13 protein-coding genes are annotated in these 17,682 nt (G+C 38.7%); 10 read left to right on the top strand and 3 right to left on the bottom strand.

The features are described from left to right. Positions 1-42 precede the first annotated feature (42 nt). Positions 43-2,382: a glycoside hydrolase family 95 protein gene (locus ACWICE_RS02075; RefSeq protein WP_454297529.1), complete on the top strand. Its 2,340-nt coding sequence runs from the start codon at positions 43-45 to the stop codon at positions 2,380-2,382. A 160-nt stretch (positions 2,383-2,542) separates the two neighbouring features. After that, positions 2,543-3,433: a hypothetical protein gene (locus tag ACWICE_RS02070; RefSeq protein WP_313260984.1), complete on the top strand. Its 891-nt coding sequence runs from the start codon at positions 2,543-2,545 to the stop codon at positions 3,431-3,433. Positions 3,434-3,478: 45 nt separating this feature from the next. On the opposite strand, the gene ACWICE_RS02065 is transcribed toward ACWICE_RS02070, so the two are convergent. Beyond that, positions 3,479-3,805 (bottom strand): DUF493 domain-containing protein, encoded by a 327-nt coding sequence (locus ACWICE_RS02065; protein ID WP_093100599.1) that lies wholly within the window; start codon positions 3,803-3,805, stop codon positions 3,479-3,481. An 80-nt stretch (positions 3,806-3,885) separates the two neighbouring features. Then, positions 3,886-6,147: a GH92 family glycosyl hydrolase gene (locus ACWICE_RS02060; RefSeq protein WP_454297528.1), complete on the bottom strand. Its 2,262-nt coding sequence runs from the start codon at positions 6,145-6,147 to the stop codon at positions 3,886-3,888. A gap of 158 nt (positions 6,148-6,305) precedes the next feature. Between ACWICE_RS02060 and ACWICE_RS02055 the strand changes: the two genes are divergently transcribed. Further along, positions 6,306-7,340, top strand: coding sequence for a LacI family DNA-binding transcriptional regulator (locus ACWICE_RS02055; RefSeq protein ID WP_185211319.1), 1,035 nt, complete (start codon positions 6,306-6,308; stop codon positions 7,338-7,340). Here ACWICE_RS02055 and ACWICE_RS02050 read toward each other — a convergent pair. Beyond that, positions 7,300-7,764, bottom strand: coding sequence for a methionine-R-sulfoxide reductase (locus tag ACWICE_RS02050; protein WP_185211318.1), 465 nt, complete (start codon positions 7,762-7,764; stop codon positions 7,300-7,302). The two genes, ACWICE_RS02055 and ACWICE_RS02050, sit on opposite strands and share 41 nt — an antisense overlap. Positions 7,765-8,005: 241 nt before the next feature. On the opposite strand from ACWICE_RS02050, the gene ACWICE_RS02045 reads away from it, so the two are divergent. From ACWICE_RS02045 to ACWICE_RS02015, 7 genes are read left to right on the top strand one after another with little or no spacing between them, the layout of a single operon-like run. Continuing rightward, positions 8,006-9,292, top strand: coding sequence for a cytochrome c3 family protein (locus tag ACWICE_RS02045; RefSeq protein ID WP_454297527.1), 1,287 nt, complete (start codon positions 8,006-8,008; stop codon positions 9,290-9,292). 40 nt (positions 9,293-9,332) lie between these two features. Beyond that, positions 9,333-12,344, top strand: coding sequence for a TAT-variant-translocated molybdopterin oxidoreductase (locus ACWICE_RS02040; protein ID WP_454297526.1), 3,012 nt, complete (start codon positions 9,333-9,335; stop codon positions 12,342-12,344). Between the two features lie 27 nt (positions 12,345-12,371). Continuing rightward, a complete protein-coding gene (gene nrfD / locus ACWICE_RS02035) occupies positions 12,372-13,853 on the top strand; it encodes an NrfD/PsrC family molybdoenzyme membrane anchor subunit (RefSeq protein WP_185211315.1) in 1,482 nt (493 codons plus the stop codon). A gap of 5 nt (positions 13,854-13,858) precedes the next feature. Further along, positions 13,859-14,395 carry a DUF3341 domain-containing protein gene (locus tag ACWICE_RS02030; RefSeq protein ID WP_185215891.1) on the top strand — a complete coding sequence of 179 codons (537 nt, stop codon included), beginning with the start codon at positions 13,859-13,861 and terminating at the stop codon, positions 14,393-14,395. Next, entirely contained in the window at positions 14,388-15,017 is a 630-nt protein-coding gene (locus ACWICE_RS02025) for a c-type cytochrome (RefSeq protein ID WP_308214522.1), read from the top strand. The genes ACWICE_RS02030 and ACWICE_RS02025 overlap by 8 nt, the downstream gene beginning before the upstream one ends. A gap of 20 nt (positions 15,018-15,037) precedes the next feature. Further along, a complete protein-coding gene (locus ACWICE_RS02020; RefSeq protein ID WP_185211312.1) occupies positions 15,038-16,273 on the top strand; it encodes a quinol:cytochrome C oxidoreductase in 1,236 nt (411 codons plus the stop codon). Between the two features lie 41 nt (positions 16,274-16,314). Further along, the gene (locus ACWICE_RS02015; protein ID WP_454297525.1) at positions 16,315-17,664 is read left to right on the top strand and encodes a cytochrome c oxidase subunit II; all 1,350 of its coding nucleotides are present in this window, start codon (positions 16,315-16,317) and stop codon (positions 17,662-17,664) included. Positions 17,665-17,682: the final 18 nt, after the last annotated feature.

Raw genomic sequence — 17,682 nt, 5'->3', positions numbered from 1 at the left:
TTTTGTTTTTTAGTCTTAGGTCAAAATTCGTAAATTAATGAAATGAAAAACCTACTAAACCTAATCCTTTTATTATTTCCTTGTTTTCTGATCGGTCAGGAGTCTGATCTAAAGTTATGGTATCAACAACCAGCTGTCAAGTGGACAGAAGCATTGCCGTTGGGTAATGGTCGTCTTGGGGCGATGGTTCATGGTCGATATGATCATGAGCTGTTCCAGATGAATGAGGAGAGCCTATGGGCAGGAAGCCCAATTAATAACAATAACCCAGAATCTGCCTCGCACTTGAAGGAAATCCAAGATGCCATATTTAGAAATCAATTCGATTTGGCTAAGGAGTTGGCAACAAAATATATGGTTGGCACTCCTGCTAGGATCCGATCCTATCAACCTTTGGGAAATGTAAGAGTGGAATACGATTGGGGGAAAGATAAGGTAGAGGAATATTCAAGAGTCCTTAATCTAAATGAAGGAGTTCATCGCACAGCATTTACAATCCATTCTAATAAAATAACACAAACTTCCTATATCCCTTCTGTTGGGGATGCATTGTTTCTGAAATGGGAGTCAAGAGCAGCAATTTCGTTTACTGTAAAGCTTGATAGAAGTCGAGATGTGAATGAATATGGGACATGGAAGAATGGAGCATATTATACTGGACAGATTCAAGATTCAATCAAAAAGGATGCTGGACCTGCCGGATCACATATGCAATTTGCAGCTGGACTTATGGTCAAGAGTATCGAAGGGGAATATGAAGTGTTCAGTGATGATACGGGGTCAGGCATTCGATTTAAAGATGTAAAAAAGCTTGAATTGGTCTATACCGGAATCACGGATTATGAATTGGAGGAACTTAGCTTTACAGGAGAAAAGAACCTGAAATCAATAATTCAATCTAAATTGAACCATATTCAGGCTGATCAGACGCAAGACTACTATCGAAGTCATGTTCATGAGCATCGTTCCATGTTTGAAAGAGTTAAAGTAGCTATAAATTCATCTGGGGAGTCAAATTTCCCTACAGACCAAAGGTTGAAGGCTTTTTCAGAAGGGAAGGAAGATTTTGGCTTGCCGGTACTATTTTATCAATATGGCAGATATCTTTTGATGTCTTCAAGTCGTTCACCCGGCCGATTACCAGCGAATCTGCAAGGGATTTGGAACCAGGAATATGAAGCACCCTGGAACTCTGATTTTCATACGAATATCAATCTGCAAATGAACTATTGGCCTGCGGAGTCAGGTGATTTAGGAGAAACTAGTGTGATATTGGCGAATTTCATGAAAGAATTAATGAAACCGGGAGAAAGAGCAGCAAAGGAAATGTATGCTGCGCGAGGTTGGACGATCCACCACTTGACTGACCCATTTGGAAGAACAGGGGTGGCTGATGGTGTATGGGGAGTCTCGCCGATGGCTGGTCCATGGATGACATTCCCGGTTTATCGTCATTTTGCTTTCAGTCAAGATAGGACATACCTGAAGAATGTGGCTTATCCAATCCTTAAAGGGTCCTTATTGTGGGTTTTAGATTTCTTGATCAAGTCACCTGAGGGGTATTTAGTGACGAATCCTTCTCACTCTCCTGAAAATGAGTTTAAGACCATGGTTGATGGCAAAGAAGTCAGGTCTCAATTATCTTATATGAGTACCATAGATATAGAAATCATTTTGGAGCTGTTTGATAATTTCGAAGAGGCTGCCACATTATTGAAGGAGGACAAAGAACTGCTGGCACGGATTAAAGAAGTGAGGAAGCAATTGCCTCCAATCCGAGTTGGGAAAAATGGCGGAATCCAGGAATGGATCCATGATTATGATGAAGTGGAGCCTGGGCATAGGCATATGTCGCATTTGTTGGGTTTATATCCCGGGAATTCCATTAACCCTAATGACCCTAAATTATTTGAGGCTGCCAAGAAAACGATTGAAAACAGACTTGCCTCAGGAGGTGGGCATACTGGTTGGAGTAAAGCATGGATTGTCAATTTTTATGCCCGATTATATGATGGAGAACAAGCTAATAAACATTTAAAGGAACTGATCGGGAAAACCTGCCTTCCTAATTTGTTCAGTACCCATCCACCGTTCCAGATTGACGGGAATTTTGGTGGAGCTGCCGGTTTTGCTGAAATGCTAGTTCAATCCCAAAATGGTGAAATTCATCTTTTGCCAGCAGTTCCTGTTTCTTGGAAGTCTGGTTCGGTAGATGGGATAAAAACTAGGGGAGACAAAAAAGTTAGTTATAAATGGGAAAATAATAGGATTGTTTCTTTAACTGTACAAGCAAAAGGTGCAGAAAAGATTAAAGTTCGTTTTGGGAAAGTGGTTAAGGAATTTAAAGTGAAGGAAGGGTTGAATACCTTGACTTTAAATTGATTTGATGATTTATGTTTAAACAGCTTATGATTTAATCCCTCATTAGAATAAATTGTTCACTCAATCTGCACTGGGATTTACTCATTATTGATAATTTAAGTTTGCATTAACAAGTAGTTTAGGTCATCCAATAATATATGATGATTTTAAACAAAAGATTATGAAAACTAAATTATTAATGATTTTACTGGCCTTCATTATTTTCGGGGCAGGTTCATGTAAGAAGGGTGATCAGGGTGAAATGGGCCCTGAAGGAGCAAAAGGAGATAAAGGTGATAAAGGTGTTACGGGTGCAAAAGGAGCTGATGGATCTATGATTTACAGTGGTACTGCAGTTCCGGCTACGAGTTTGGGTAAGAATGGCGATTTTTATTTTAGAACAACGACTGGAGACTTATATGGGCCTAAGGCTAGCTCAGGTTGGGGAAGTCCTACGAAGTTGAAAGGTGCCGATGGCAAGAACGGAACTAATGGAACTAATGGGAGCAACGGGAAAAATGGTTCTCAATTTCTTTCAGGTACTACAATTCCCGCGGTAACATTGGGAGCTGTAGGCGATTTTTATTTTAACACGGCTCAAATGGTTTTATATGGCCCAAAGACAAGTACTGGATGGGGAGTTGGAGCAAATTTAAAAGCCAATGTTAAGATTATGTATTCAGGTTGGAGAACTGTGGTCCGCATGGTGGATACATCATTTGACAATACAAGGGTTAGGGCTGCTCATATTTATGAACCACAATTAACCAAAGAGGTTTTAGCAAATTCTGCTATTTTGGTTTACTTGGATTATGGTCAAGGTGTTTACCCACTGCCATTTACAAGTTATGCGGTATTTAGGATGTCGACCATTACATTTCACCCCAAATTGAGGGAATTGGTAGTTATGAGGATGGCTTATGATGGTGGGCCAACAATTTCCATGAGCAGCTACATACTATATCGATATGTTATTATTCCAGGTAATTTTTATATTTCTATGAAAAAAAGAGGGGTTAATCTGAAAGATCCTGAAGCAGTTGAAAGGGCTATTCAAGGGTTGAAAGAATAGAAAAAGGGTGTCAATTTGACACCCTTTTCTATTTTAGTATTTTACTTATAACATCATTACACCTGGGATTTCCCCCACTTTTTTGTAATAGTTGATTACTTCGTCGGCATTGTTTACATAGTTTTCGATTGAAATCGAAGTGTATTTTCCTCCTGATGATTTTTTCTCAGAAAACTTAGCTGAGGCATGAGTAAACAATCCTTTTACCTTTTCAGCTTGGTCAGAATCAGATTTTACGATGAATTTGAAAGTATAGATGGTCGGAAACTGTTCTACCTCAATCAATTTATCTTTAAAGTTTTTGTAAAAGTCCTGATTGTTACTGTCGTCTTGTATGTCTTTGATGTTAATATTGTTGTTTAATTCTTCCATTTTTTCTTCTCCTTTCCCTTAGTTATCAATAAGTGTACCCAAGGCCAATATATGACAAAACGCTATATTTTTGGTTTTGTTTAGTTTTCCATGGAAGTTGGTAAAGATTTCTTTTTTGTCCCAAATTTTAGATTCGGGACATCGCTCATCTGGAATTCCAGAGTTCCTCCCATTAACATGTCTTTATGGGTGATATAGGTCTTATTATAAGGTTTTCCGTTTAGAGTTATGGATTTGATATAAATATTCTTTTTAGAGTTGTTTTTGGCAATAATGCTGAATGTTTTGCCATTTGGCATTGTAATATGAGATTTGTCAAGGGCTGGACTTCCGAATACATATTCTCCATTTACAGGAGAAGCAGGGTATAAGCCCATCATCGACCAAACTGCCCAAGCGCTCATTTGACCTGCATCTTCATTTCCTGCATATCCATCTGGCCTTTCATGGTACATGGAATCTATAATGGCTCTAACTTTTTCCTGTGTTTTCCATGGTTTCCCTAGGTAGGAATACATGTAGGCAATATGATGGCTCGGTTCGTTTCCATGAGCGTATTGACCAATAAAGCCACTTGCATCAGGTGATTGGTTTTCTCCAGTCATATAGGATGGGGCAGTGAATAAGGTGTCCAACATGTAGTCTAGACCATCCTTTTTCGGGAACAATTTAGCTAAACCCCTAACGTCATGAGGGACAAAGAAGGAGTGTTGCCAAGCATTTCCTTCGATATATTGGCTTTTTGAGAATTCATGTTCTGAATAGAACGGATCAAAGGGTTCAACGAATTTTCCGTTTTTCAATTTTGCCCGCATAAAACCAGAGTTAGGATCGAAAAGGTGGATGTAATTCTTAGCGCGTTTAGTGTATTCTTCAAACTCCTTTTTCTTTCCTAGTTTTTTGGCAACCAAGGAAATGCAATAATCATCAAATGCGTATTCCAGCGTTGATGTCACTGATCCGCCGTTTACATCTTGCGGAACATATCCATATTCAATATAATCAGGGACTTCCCTAATTTTTTGATTAGCACTTGCTAGCATTGCCTTAAATGCTTTTTCCTGATCGATTCCTGGGATATCTTTTAATACAGCATCTGCAAGTACAGGGACAGCATGATAGCCAGTCATTGTATTGGTTTCAAATGTGCTAAGGTCCCAAACCGGGAGCAATCCATTTTCATCATAGAAAGCTAACATGCTGTTCATCATATCTGTATAGCGTTCAGATTGCGTGATAGTTAGTAAGGGTTTTAATGCACGGAAGGTGTCCCAAAGTGAAAATAATGTGTAACGTTGGCCATCATTATTCATTTTACGAAATTCCCCTTTGTAGTTCTTGTATTCACCATCCTGATCTGAATAAAGGGTTGGGGAAACAGCCGTATGGTATAAAGCAGAATAAAAGATTTTTTTCAAGGTTTCATCTGTGGATTCTACCTTGATTTTTCCTAATTCTTTTTCCCATTGGTTTTCGGCATTCGATTTCACCTGGTTAAAATCCCAATTCGGTATTTCATTTAGAGCATCCACTGCTTTTTCTTCCGATGTGGTTGAAAGAGCTACCTTGAGATCCACTTGATCTATCTTTTGGAAAATAAATTGTGCATTTACTGCATTAACAGGGCCTTGTCTTGAATTGTTGAGTTGAGAAATCTGTTTTTCATTGGATTTGTTCCCATTCAATAAATAAGAGTTAAATGGTTTATTGAAGCGGATTGCAAAATAAATATGCTGTTGATTCGCCCAGCCATAAGAATACCTTTTACCAATTGCCGTACTGTCATTTAAGATCTTGATTTCGGTATCCATTGGTCTATCCCAGTTATAGGCATGACCCAGGTCTAATCTGATGGTTGGTTCGGTGTTTTTTGGGAAAGTGTAGTTGTGTAGTCCTACGCGTTCAGTAGATGTAAGTCTAGCTTGTATCCCGTTGTCTAATCTCACTTCGTAATATCCCGGGCTAGCTTTTTCATTATTGTGCGAGAATTTTATTCGGGTATCGAAGTCTTTTTTGTTGACAGGTTGATTTAAGGGCATGATGGCAATATCCAGCCAATCGCCGATACCCGTTCCGCTGAGGTGCATATGGCTGAATCCAGCGATGGAATCTGCACTGAAATGGTAGCCACTCACCCAGTCCCAACCATTCTTTCCATTATCAGGAGATAGCTGCACTAAAGAAAAGGGGACAGTAGCACCTGGGAAAGTGTGACCATGACCACCCGTACCGATAAAAGGGTCAACATATTTTGTATATTGCTGAGCGGCGACTTTGGTTACAGGAAGAGACAGTAATCCTGTTGCAAAAATAATTGCAAATGATTTATAATGTAATTTCATAAATGTCGTTATAAATAGTGTACAATAACAAATGTACGTTTTTAAACCTAATAAACCCTTTTAGCCAAATTTTTAGCAAAATCTTTAGCATAAATTTGCTAAAATTTAGCCGAGTTTATATATTTGATAGATTTTGAATTGCATTTTATTAACCTAACATGAGAAAACGAATTTTAATTAGTGACATTGCAAAGAACCTTGGGGTATCCGTAACGACTGTATCATTTATATTAAATGGTAAGGCTAAGGAAAAAAGGATCAGTGAGGGTTTGACAAAGCGGGTTTTGGACTATGTGAAAAAAGTGGGGTATAAGCCCAACCAATTAGCCCAGAGTTTGAGGACTGGTCAATCCAAGATTTTAGGTTTGATCGTTGAAGACATTTCCAATCCCTTCTTTTCCAATGTCGCCAAGTATATAGAAAGGATTGCCTATGACAATGGTTATCATATTATTTATTGTAGTATGGATAATGATGAGACCAAAGCGAGGGAATTAATCCAATTATTTTATGATAGACAAGTTGATGGGTATATCATTACACCTCCAGAAGGATTGGATGATACGCTTTCCAATTTAATCAAGAACAATGTGCCATTGGTACTTTTTGACCGCTATATCCCTCAATTAGAGACCCATTATGTGGTATTGGACAATTTTAATGGAGCATTTGACGCAACTAGGCACTTATTGGAAAACCAGAATAATAAACGAGTTGGCTTTGTTTCATTGTATTCTAATCAAACCCAGATGCGAGACCGTCTAGATGGCTATATGAAAGCAATTGACGAGTTCCAACAACAAGCGTTCATTAAAAAAGTGAAGATAGATGAAAACGAAGATTCTTCAATAGATCAAATCCATGAATTTATCAGTGCCAATAATTTAGATGCTGTTTTATTTGCAACTAACTATCTGGCCATTGATGGTCTAAAAGCAGTGAAAAAGTATAGTATGAAGTTGCCAAATATGGTGGCGTTCGATGACCACACTCTGTTTAAGCTGTATGAGCCAGGCATCAGCGTGGTAACTCAGGATACATCTGCCATAGCAAATGAACTAATCCATACCCTATTAAATGAGATTAAGGGGAAAAACAAAGAATTACAGAAAATTGTAATCCCTAGTGAGCTATTGGTTCGAGGTTCCTCGGTTATTTCTGAGGAGACGCTGGAACAAACTTCATTGAAATAGAATTGACACAGTGCCTAGTGTTTTTGGAGGTGAATCCTTCGCCTTCAAAAACATGGCCCAAGTGGGCACCACAGGCAGCACAAAGGATCTCGGTCCTTCTACCATCCGCATCAGTTTCTCTTTTTACAGCACCTGGAATTTCATCATCAAAACTTGGCCATCCACAATGGGATTCAAATTTATCTTCCGAATGGTATAATGGAGCATCACATCGTTTACAAACATAAGTTCCCTTTTCTTTGTTATTCAGAAGTTGACCAGTAAATGGCCTTTCTGTTCCTTTATTGAGGATTACATATTGTTCTTCGGGAGTTAATTCGTTGTATTTTTTGTTTTGATCCATAGTTTTAGCAGTATTGTTTGATTGCGAATGAGCACAACCAGATAAAACAATTAAAATTAATATGCAATATATTGCTTTCATAAGGAAGCTAATTTACTAAAAAAAGATTATTGAAATATCAATTGAATGTTAATTTGTAATGATATAGAGCTATATAAAGCGCTCTATTTAGAATGAATATAAATTGATAAATTACGTCATCAAATTGTCAGGGATTGCTTAATAAGTTATACTTTTGTGCATTGTTTTGTACGGTATTGTGTACATGTACTGAAGAGTCAACAATTAATTATTACACATAAAATAGTATAAAGTGCTAAATATGAGAAATATCTCATCCGTTTTGGGAAGACTTGCGAAGTCAATATCAATCAGTTTGGTATTGTTATTTGCCGTTACTACTACCACGCAGGCGCAGGATGCTGCGAATGGTGCAGCGCTATTCAAGTCGAATGCGTGTAATTCATGTCACGCTGTAGGTAAGAAATTGACCGGTCCAGATTTGGCTGGCTTGTCAGAGCGTCGAGAAGAAGGATGGATTGTGAAATGGATCCATAACCCGCAAGGGATGATTGATTCAGGCGATCCACAAGCTATTGAATTGAAGTCTCAGTTTGCTACAACAATGGCTCCTTATGCTAACCTTTCTGAAGGTGATATTAAGGATATCATTGCGTACCTGCAAGCAGAAGAGGTGAAGTTAGCTGAGAAAAAGGCTGCTGGTCCTGCTGCTGGAGGTGCTGGTGCTGCAAGTTCAGATGCGAACAATTTGATGATTATCGGATTGGTTGCTTTGTTTGTGGTTGCTGTGGCAGTGATCTTTGCATTGAACAGGGTAACAAAAACTTTAGAACGTGTTATTGCTAACAACCAAGCGTCAATTGCTGAGGCTCAGGCGAAAAGTGAAGAGGAAGGCGAAAGCAGTTCTGTAAAATTTGCGAAGGCATTTTTAAAGAACAAGAAGTTGGTATTCTTCGTTGTACTGATGGTCGTTGGTTTATTGGGTGTAGCAGGTTGGAAAACCATGTGGAATGTTGGTGTTCACCAAGGTTACAAACCGGTGCAGCCAATTAAATTCTCTCACCAAATCCACGCTGGTGTTAATCAGATTGAGTGTCAGTATTGTCACGGTGGAGCATTTAAATCGAAAAACGCTTCGATTCCGTCAGCAAACGTATGTATGAACTGTCACAATACAGTAACAGGTTCAGATCATTACGATGGTAACATTTCTCCAGAAATTGCGAAATTATACCGTGCAGTAGATTGGGATCCAGAAGCTAGAACATATGGTACAAACACAAGACCTATCGAATGGGTTAGAATCCACAACTTGCCGGACTTTGCGTATTTCAACCACTCACAACACGTTGTAGTTGCAGGAGTTGAATGTCAAACATGTCACGGTCCTATCCAAGATATGGAAGAAGTTTACCAATATTCACCGCTTACCATGAAATGGTGTATTGACTGTCACAAAGAAACTTCTGTGAACACAGACAATGCGTACTATGATCAATTGATCGAGGCTCATGATAAGTTGAAAAAAGGTGAGAAGATGACAGCAGCTATGATCGGTGGATTAGAGTGTGGAAAGTGTCATTATTAATAAATTAATTTAGAATAACGGAATCTTATATATAGCTTAAATGGAAAGCAATAAAAAATATTGGAAAGGTTTAGAGGAATTGAATCAAACTCCTGCTTTTGTTGAAGGAAGCAAGAGTGAGTTTGCTGAGCCTATTCCCGTAGAAGATGTGTTAAATGAAGCTGGTTTAAGTACCAAGACACCTCGTCGTGACTTTTTGAAAGCTTTAGGTTTTGGTTTAGGAGCTGTGACATTGGCAGCGTGTAACCGTACGCCAATTCACAAGGCAGTACCTTATATAATCAAACCTGAAGAAGTAACTCCAGGTGTACCAAACTTCTACGCTTCTTCCTTCAATGGTCAGAGTGTAATCGTTAGGACAAGAGAAGGAAGACCAATTTCATTGGAAGCAAATCCAAATGCAGTTGGTTTAAATCAAGGTACAGACGCTTCTACATCTGCATCTGTTCTTGACTTGTACGATATGTCCAAATTACAGAACCCTCAAATTGGAGGTAAAGATGTAGATTGGGCAAAATTGGACCAAGCAGTAGTTGATGCATTGAATAAAGCACAAGCAGCAGGAAAACAGATTACAATTGTTTCAAACACAATCAATAGTCCTTCTTCATTGGCTGCTATCGCGGCATTTGCTGCAAAATATCCTGCAACTCAACATGTTCAAGTTGATGCAGTTTCTTACAGCGGTATCATTGAAGCCAATAGAGCTTCATTCGATAAAGCAGTTGTTCCTTCCTATCATTTTGATAAAGCGCAAGTTGTTGTTTCAGTAGCAGCAGACTTTTTAGGAACTTGGGTAGCTGGAGAAGAACATACACAAGACTATATTAAAAACCGTGACTATAAATCGTTGAAAGGCGGAAAGATGTCACGTCATATTCAATTTGAATCAGGTTTATCAATGACTGGTTCAAATGCAGATGTTCGTATTGCAATCAAACCTTCAGAAGAAGGAGCAGTATTAATCAGCTTGTACAATGCCATTACTGGACAATCAGTTGCTGGCGGTACAAACAATGCGAAAGCAAAAACAGCAATCGCTCTTGCCGCTAAGGAATTGGTGAATGCAAAAGGTTCATCAGTAGTTGTTGCAGGATCGAATGATACGAATGTTCAAGCTTTTGCAAACGCAATCAATACAGCATTAGGAGCTTATGGTTCAATCATTGACCTAGATAATTTCTCTAAACAACATCAAGGATCGGATTCAGCATTCCAAACTTTCTTAACAGCTGCTAAAGCTGGGCAAGTAGGTGTAGCTATTTTCTGGAATTCAAACCCAGTTTATGACTACTATAAGGCTGATGATGTAAAAGCAGCAATTTCAAAAATCGGTTATACAGTATCATTAGGCGATCGTGCTGATGAAACTTCATCAGAATTGAAAGCTATTGCTACAAACAATACATTCTTGGAATCTTGGGGTGATGCTTCTGCAAAAGAGGGATTATTTACTATCGTTCAACCAACCATCAATCCAGTTTTTAACACACGTCAAGCTGAACAAAGTTTGATCAACTGGGCAGGTGTCAACAAACCTATCCATGACTTCGTTAAGGAAAATTGGGAGACCAATATCTTAGCAGGAACCGGAAAAGTTTGGAAAGATGTACTTCAACAAGGATTTATTTATAAAGGTTCAAACACAGGTTCATCTTATTCAGCTAACGTAGATGTCAATGCAATTGCTGCTGCAATTACTAATGACGCTAAGCGTGTTGCAGGAGGGGTTGAATTAAAGATTTATGAATCTCCAAATATTAGAGACGGACGTTGGGCTAACAATGCTTACTTACAAGAATTGCCAGATCCAGTTTCTAAAGTAACTTGGGATAACTTTGCAGCTATTAACCCGGCAGATGCTGAGGAATTAGGTGTTAAAGAGACCGGAAAAGTTACTGTTGAAGCAAATGGCTATAAAGTAGACCTTCCAGTGTTGTTACAACCAGGCCAAGCAAGAGGCACAGTTTCAGTTGCAATTGGTTATGGTCGTACTAAAGTTGGTAAGGCAGGAAATAATGTAGGTGTTAATGCTTATCCATTTGCAAGTTTAGTAAATGGTACTATTCAATTCGCTGCAAAAGCTTCGATTTCCAAAGCTTCTGGAATCTATGAATTGGCTCAAACACAAACGCACCACACCATTGAGGGGCGTAACATTATCCGTGAGACTACGTTTGCTAATTACTTAAAAGATCCTAATTCTGAGTCTGGTCGTTTCTCTGATACGCACCAAACATATGATCTATGGAATAAATTTGAACAACCTGGTCACCGTTGGGTGATGGCAATCGATTTGAATGCTTGTACCGGTTGTGGATCTTGTATTGTTGCATGTAACGTTGAGAACAACGTTCCGGTTGTAGGTCGTGACGAGGTTCGCCGTCGTCGTGAAATGCACTGGTTGCGTATCGACCGTTACTATACCTTGAATACAGGAGAAGGTAAACTAACAAAAGAGAAAGAAATTGCTAAGGCAGCTGGTTATGACTACGAAGATGTATCGGTAGTTTACCAACCAATGTTGTGTCAACACTGTGAGCACGCTCCATGTGAGACTGTATGTCCGGTGTTAGCAACTGTTCACTCTTCAGAAGGTCTTAACCACATGGCTTATAACCGTTGTTTCGGAACACGTTACTGTGCGAACAACTGTCCATATAAAGTACGTCGTTTCAACTGGTTTAACTACTGGAATGATTCTCGTTTTGACAACTACTTGAACAACGAGTTTACGCAATTAGTATTAAATCCAGATGTAACCACACGTTCTCGCGGGGTTATGGAGAAATGTTCAATGTGTATCCAACGTATCCAAGCAGGTAAGTTGCAAGCTAAAGTGGAAAACCGTAAAGTGAAAGACGGAGATATCAAAATGGCTTGTCAAGCGGCATGTTCGGCAAATGCAATCATCTTTGGTGATGCAAACGATCCGGAGTCAGAAGTTTCAAAAGCATTACGTAATGAACGTGTTTATTATGTGCTTGAAGAAATCAACGTACAACCAAATATTGGTTATATGACGAAGGTAAGAAACACATTTGAAGCATAATTTATTCTAGACTGAAATAAAATAACTATGTCATCGCATAACGAATCAATATTAAGAGAACCATTAATCACCGGCAAGGATATCACCTATGCAAAGATTACAGATGATATCTTACTTCCGGTTGAAAATAAACCAAACAAAGCGTGGTGGATCGGTTTTACCGTAGCTGCCTTAGGCGCCATGTTATGGGTTGTAAGTGTCGGATACACGTTCTGGACGGGTATCGGCGCTTGGGGATTAAACAAAACAGTAGGTTGGGCATGGGATATTACCGACTTCGTATGGTGGGTAGGTATTGGTCACGCCGGTACTTTGATCTCCGCTGTATTATTAATATTCCGTCAGAACTGGCGTAACTCCATTAACAGATCGGCTGAGGCGATGACAATCTTTGCCGTAATCTGTGCTGCTACTTATGTAGTAGCTCACATGGGTCGTCCTTGGTTGGCTTACTGGATTTTCCCTCTACCAAATCAATTTGGATCATTGTGGGTTAACTTCAACTCACCATTAGTATGGGACGCATTTGCGATCTCTACCTATTTCACAGTATCATTAGTTTTCTGGTACTGTGGTTTATTACCAGATATTGCATCGGTTCGTGACCGTGCTTCTGGTATCAAGAAAAGAGTTTATTCAATTTTATCTTTTGGATGGAATGGATCGGTAAAAACTTGGCAACGTTTTGAAATTGTTTCCTTGATCTTAGCTGGTATTTCCACACCATTAGTACTTTCGGTACACACTATCGTATCCATGGACTTTGCTACATCGGTAATTCCTGGATGGCATACGACAATCTTCCCTCCATATTTCGTTGCAGGGGCGATTTTCTCAGGCTTCGCGATGGTACAGACCTTATTGTTGATCTTACGTAAAGTAATGAATTTTGAGGATTACATTACTATGTTCCATATCGAAGCCATGAACAAGATTATCATGACTACTGGTTCAATCGTAGGTATCGCTTATTTAACTGAGTTATTCATTGCATGGTACTCAGGTTCTGAATACGAGATGTATGCATTTGCTAACCGTATTGCTGGACCATATGCTTGGGCTTACTGGGCGATGATGACATGTAACGTAATCTCTCCTCAGTTATTCTGGTTCAAGAAAATTCGTACAAGTATTCCTATCTCCTGGATTTTGTCTATCGTTGTGAACATCGGTATGTGGTTTGAGCGTTTTGTAATTATCGTAACATCATTACACCGTGACTACTTACCATCATCATGGGCAATGTTCTACCCAACTTGGGTTGACGTAGGTATCTTCGTAGGATCTATTGGATTGTTCTTTACTTTATTCTTATTATTCCTTCGTTTCTTACCAGGTATTGCGATTGCAGAGGTTAAGTTGTTGTTGAAAAGCTCAAGCTTACAGCATAAAACTAAACTTGTACAAGAAGGTGCATTCCCTGAGGAGCAAGTTGAATACTTCAGAGATTCATTGGATAAATACGATACAGTTACAGAAGCGGACATTAAGGCATTACATCAAAAATAATAGCAATGAGCAATACAAAATATATACTAGGTAGTTTTGCTGATCCTGATGAAATGATGCATGGGATTGACAAGTTGCAAGCAAACAATATTAGCATTTACGACTGTTTTACCCCGATGCCAATCCACGGGATTGAGGCGAAGTTGGGTGTAAGACCTTCAAGATTACCCATTGCGGCATTTATTTTCGGAGCATTGGGAACAGTTTTAGGATTTAGTCTTTTGTTTTACACCATGTCCTATGACTGGCCTATGAATATTGGTGGTAAACCATCAATGCCATTGCCAAACTTTGTTCCAGTAACATTTGAGGTGACAATTTTATTATGTGCCTTGGGTATGGTTGCAACATTTTTTTTCCGTAACCATTTATTTCCAGGCCGTGCACCACGTGTGATGGACTTGAGAGCTACGGATGATCGTTTTATTATTGCAGTAGATGCAAATGAAAATACTGACCATGCGTTGATCGATGGCTTATTGAAAGAAGCAGGAGCAGTAGAAGTTAAGTACAATGAAAGAAAATATGTTAGTTATGAATAAAAGGAATTTTCTTGGAACTGTATGTGTTGCTGTCGCTTTAGCAGCAGTTGTTTCTTCATGCGGAGATGGCACCACTCGCAGTGCAGGATGGGAATTCTCACGTAATATGTATGATCCAATTGCTTTTAATCCGGATCAGCCAAATAAGAATTTTAAGAATAATAGTACAGCTCAAACTCCACCTCAAGGGTCTAATCCTATCGGATTTGATCGTTTTGACTATGGAAACTCTGTTGAAGAATATGAGCGTGCGGGATTGGAATTAAAGAACCCTTTAGTTGTCAATCCAGCTCACTTAAAAGAAGGAGAGGCTTTATACTTGACGTACTGTGCAGTTTGTCATGGTAAAGATGGAGCAGGTGATGGTGCTATTACAAAAGATAGAGAAGTTGAGGATTCTAGAGGTAAAAGAGCTCTAGAGAATTTCCCTCCTCCGCCATCATACCATAAATCAGCTGGAACTCCATCTTCAAGAGGAGGTCAAATGTCTGAATTGACAGATGGAAAGATTTACCATACAATTACTTATGGATATAATGCGATGGGTTCACACGCTTCGCAACTATCTCCAGAAGAGCGTTGGAAAGTGGTAATGTATGTTCACGAATTGCAAAAAAAATAATTTAACATCGAATATTATAAATGGGAACTCACAATCATCATCACGATTATAATTTCAGCGAGCAATTTAAATTCGCAGGTATCGCAAAGGTCCTGAGTTTAGTTGCAATCGTTGTAGGGATAGCCGCAATTGCAATTGGCTTACTATCAAGTGACCATATAATGGTTGAGCGTACATATGCCAATTTATTATTGATGGGATATTATTTTACTTGTGTTTGTGCAGCAGGAGCTTTTTTCGTTGCCTTACAATTAGTAACTCAATCAGCATGGTCTGCAGGTTTAATCCGTATTCCTCAGGCAATGGCTAGTATCCTTCCAATTGCTTCCGTGATTCTATTAATCATCGTAGCGTTAGGATTGAATACGCATAATTTATACCACCACTGGCATGCAGATGGATTAACTGATCCAAACAGCCCTAACTATGACAGTTTAGTTGCTGGAAAATCTGCTTTCTTAAATGTACCAGGATTCTTGATCCGTCAGATTATTTTTATGGGTAGTTATAGCATTTTTGCCTTTATCCTTGCAAAATTATCTTACAACGAGGATTTAGCAGGAGGCTTAAATTCATATAAAAAGAGCTTTAAATTATCCGCAATATTCTTGGTAATCTTCGGATTTACTACTCCAATCTGGTCATTTGATACCATTATGTCTTTAGAGGCACACTGGTTCTCTACCATGTTCGGTTGGTACAACTTTGCAGCTATGTGGGTTAGCGGATTAGCTGCTATTACAGTTATCTTAATCTTGGTTAAGAAAGCTGGTTATATGAACTGGGTAAATGAAAACCACTTACATGACTTAGGTAAATTAATGTTTGGTTTCTCGATTTTCTGGACTTATGTATGGTTTGCTCAATTTATGTTGATCTACTATTCAAACATTCCAGAAGAAACTGTTTATTTCTATAAACGTTGGGAACCAGAATACAAGCCATGGTTTTGGATAAATATTGTTATTAACTTTGTGGCTCCATTATTACTATTGGTAGACCGTGACGCAAAACGTAAGCAAAACATGATGTTGTTTGTATCTATCGTATTGTTGTTAGGTCACTGGTTAGACTACTATATCATGGTAATGCCTGGTACAGTTGATGCACACCGTGGTTTTGGTTTCATTGAAATCGGTACTGCAATAGGATTTGTTGGAATCTTTACTTTCTTAGTTCTTTCGAAATTGAGCAAACATGCTTTGGTACCGAAGAACCACCCATTCTTGGATGAAAGTTTACACCACCAAATTTAATAGAGATTAAGTTGAAATAACGTTCAAACGTGTTATAAGAGATGAAGTTTAAATTACATAACAGATTTAAGTCCTTATTTGGAGGCTTATTAGCTATTAACCTATTGTTTGCTGCTCCTGCAATGGCTACCATTCAGGAACAAGCAGCTGATACAGCGAAGGTTGAGCAAGCGGCAACACCTGCAGTAACTGCAGATTCGGCTGCTGCACCAGCTGATAGTGCTGCTGCGGCGCCTGCTGCAACAGATTCAGCTAGCGTTTCAGCATCTAGTACTTCAAGCAGCACAGTAACTCCGGCTGCTTCAACAACCAAAGAAGAGAAGAAAATTGATCCTCAGGTTTACAAAAACTTGACTTACTATATTTTACTTTTCTTGGTTTTATGTACTGTGGTTGCAGTTATCGGAAAGGTACAGTCGATCTACGTATTGACTAAGAAAGTAAATGGAAAATACAATCCTTTGGCAAATAATACACTACAAGCAGTTTTATTATTTGTTTTCTTGGTTGGATTTTTAGGATTTGTGTATTACGGATATGCAGTTTGGGGAAGTTGGTCATGGAGACCTGCGGCGACCGAGCATGGTAAGGATATCGATAGAATGTTTATCATCACTACAGTTATCATTACTATCGTATTAGTATTGGTTCATATTTTATTATTGACCTTTACTTTTGTCTACAGGATGCGCGCTAAACGCAAAGCATATTTCTATCCACATAACGATGCTATTGAAAGATTATGGACAATTGTTCCAGCGGTAGTACTAACTATCTTGGTATTGTTCGGTTTCTTTACTTGGAGATCAATCACTAATATTCCGGAAGATCTAAAAAAATCAGCTTTACAGATTGAAGTTTTAGGTGAGCAGTTCATGTGGACAGTTCGTTATCCAGGAGCGGATGGTGAATTTGGAAAACGTAATTATAAATTGACTACTCCATTGAACTCTTATGGTATAGACTATAATGATAAGACAGCTTGGGATGATGTTAAAGGGGATGAAATTGTAATTCCGGTTAACAAACCAGTTCGTTTCCACATTATGTCAAAAGATATTATTCACTCTTTTTATATTCCTGATTTCCGTGTTCAAATCAACGCTGTACCAGGAATGACCAACTACTTTCAGTTTACACCAACCATCACTACTGATGAGATGCGTGATAAGATGAATGATCCACAATACAACTTCGTAATGTTATGTGCGAAGATCTGTGGTGAATCTCACTACAACATGCAAAAGAATGTAAGAGTGGTTACCGAAGCTGAGTACAAAGAGTGGTTAAGCAAACAAGCTAAATTTTTCACAGAAGACCTTCAAAAAGAGTTTGCTCAAGCAGAAGGAAACACTGAGAAGAATGACCATATCGCGGCTTCAATAAATTAAATATAACAGAGAATTTAA

The organism is Sphingobacterium sp. NPDC055346, from assembly GCF_053645235.1.
The sequence above is the reverse complement of the archived record's forward strand: the minus strand, read 5'-3'. Positions and strand labels throughout refer to the sequence as shown.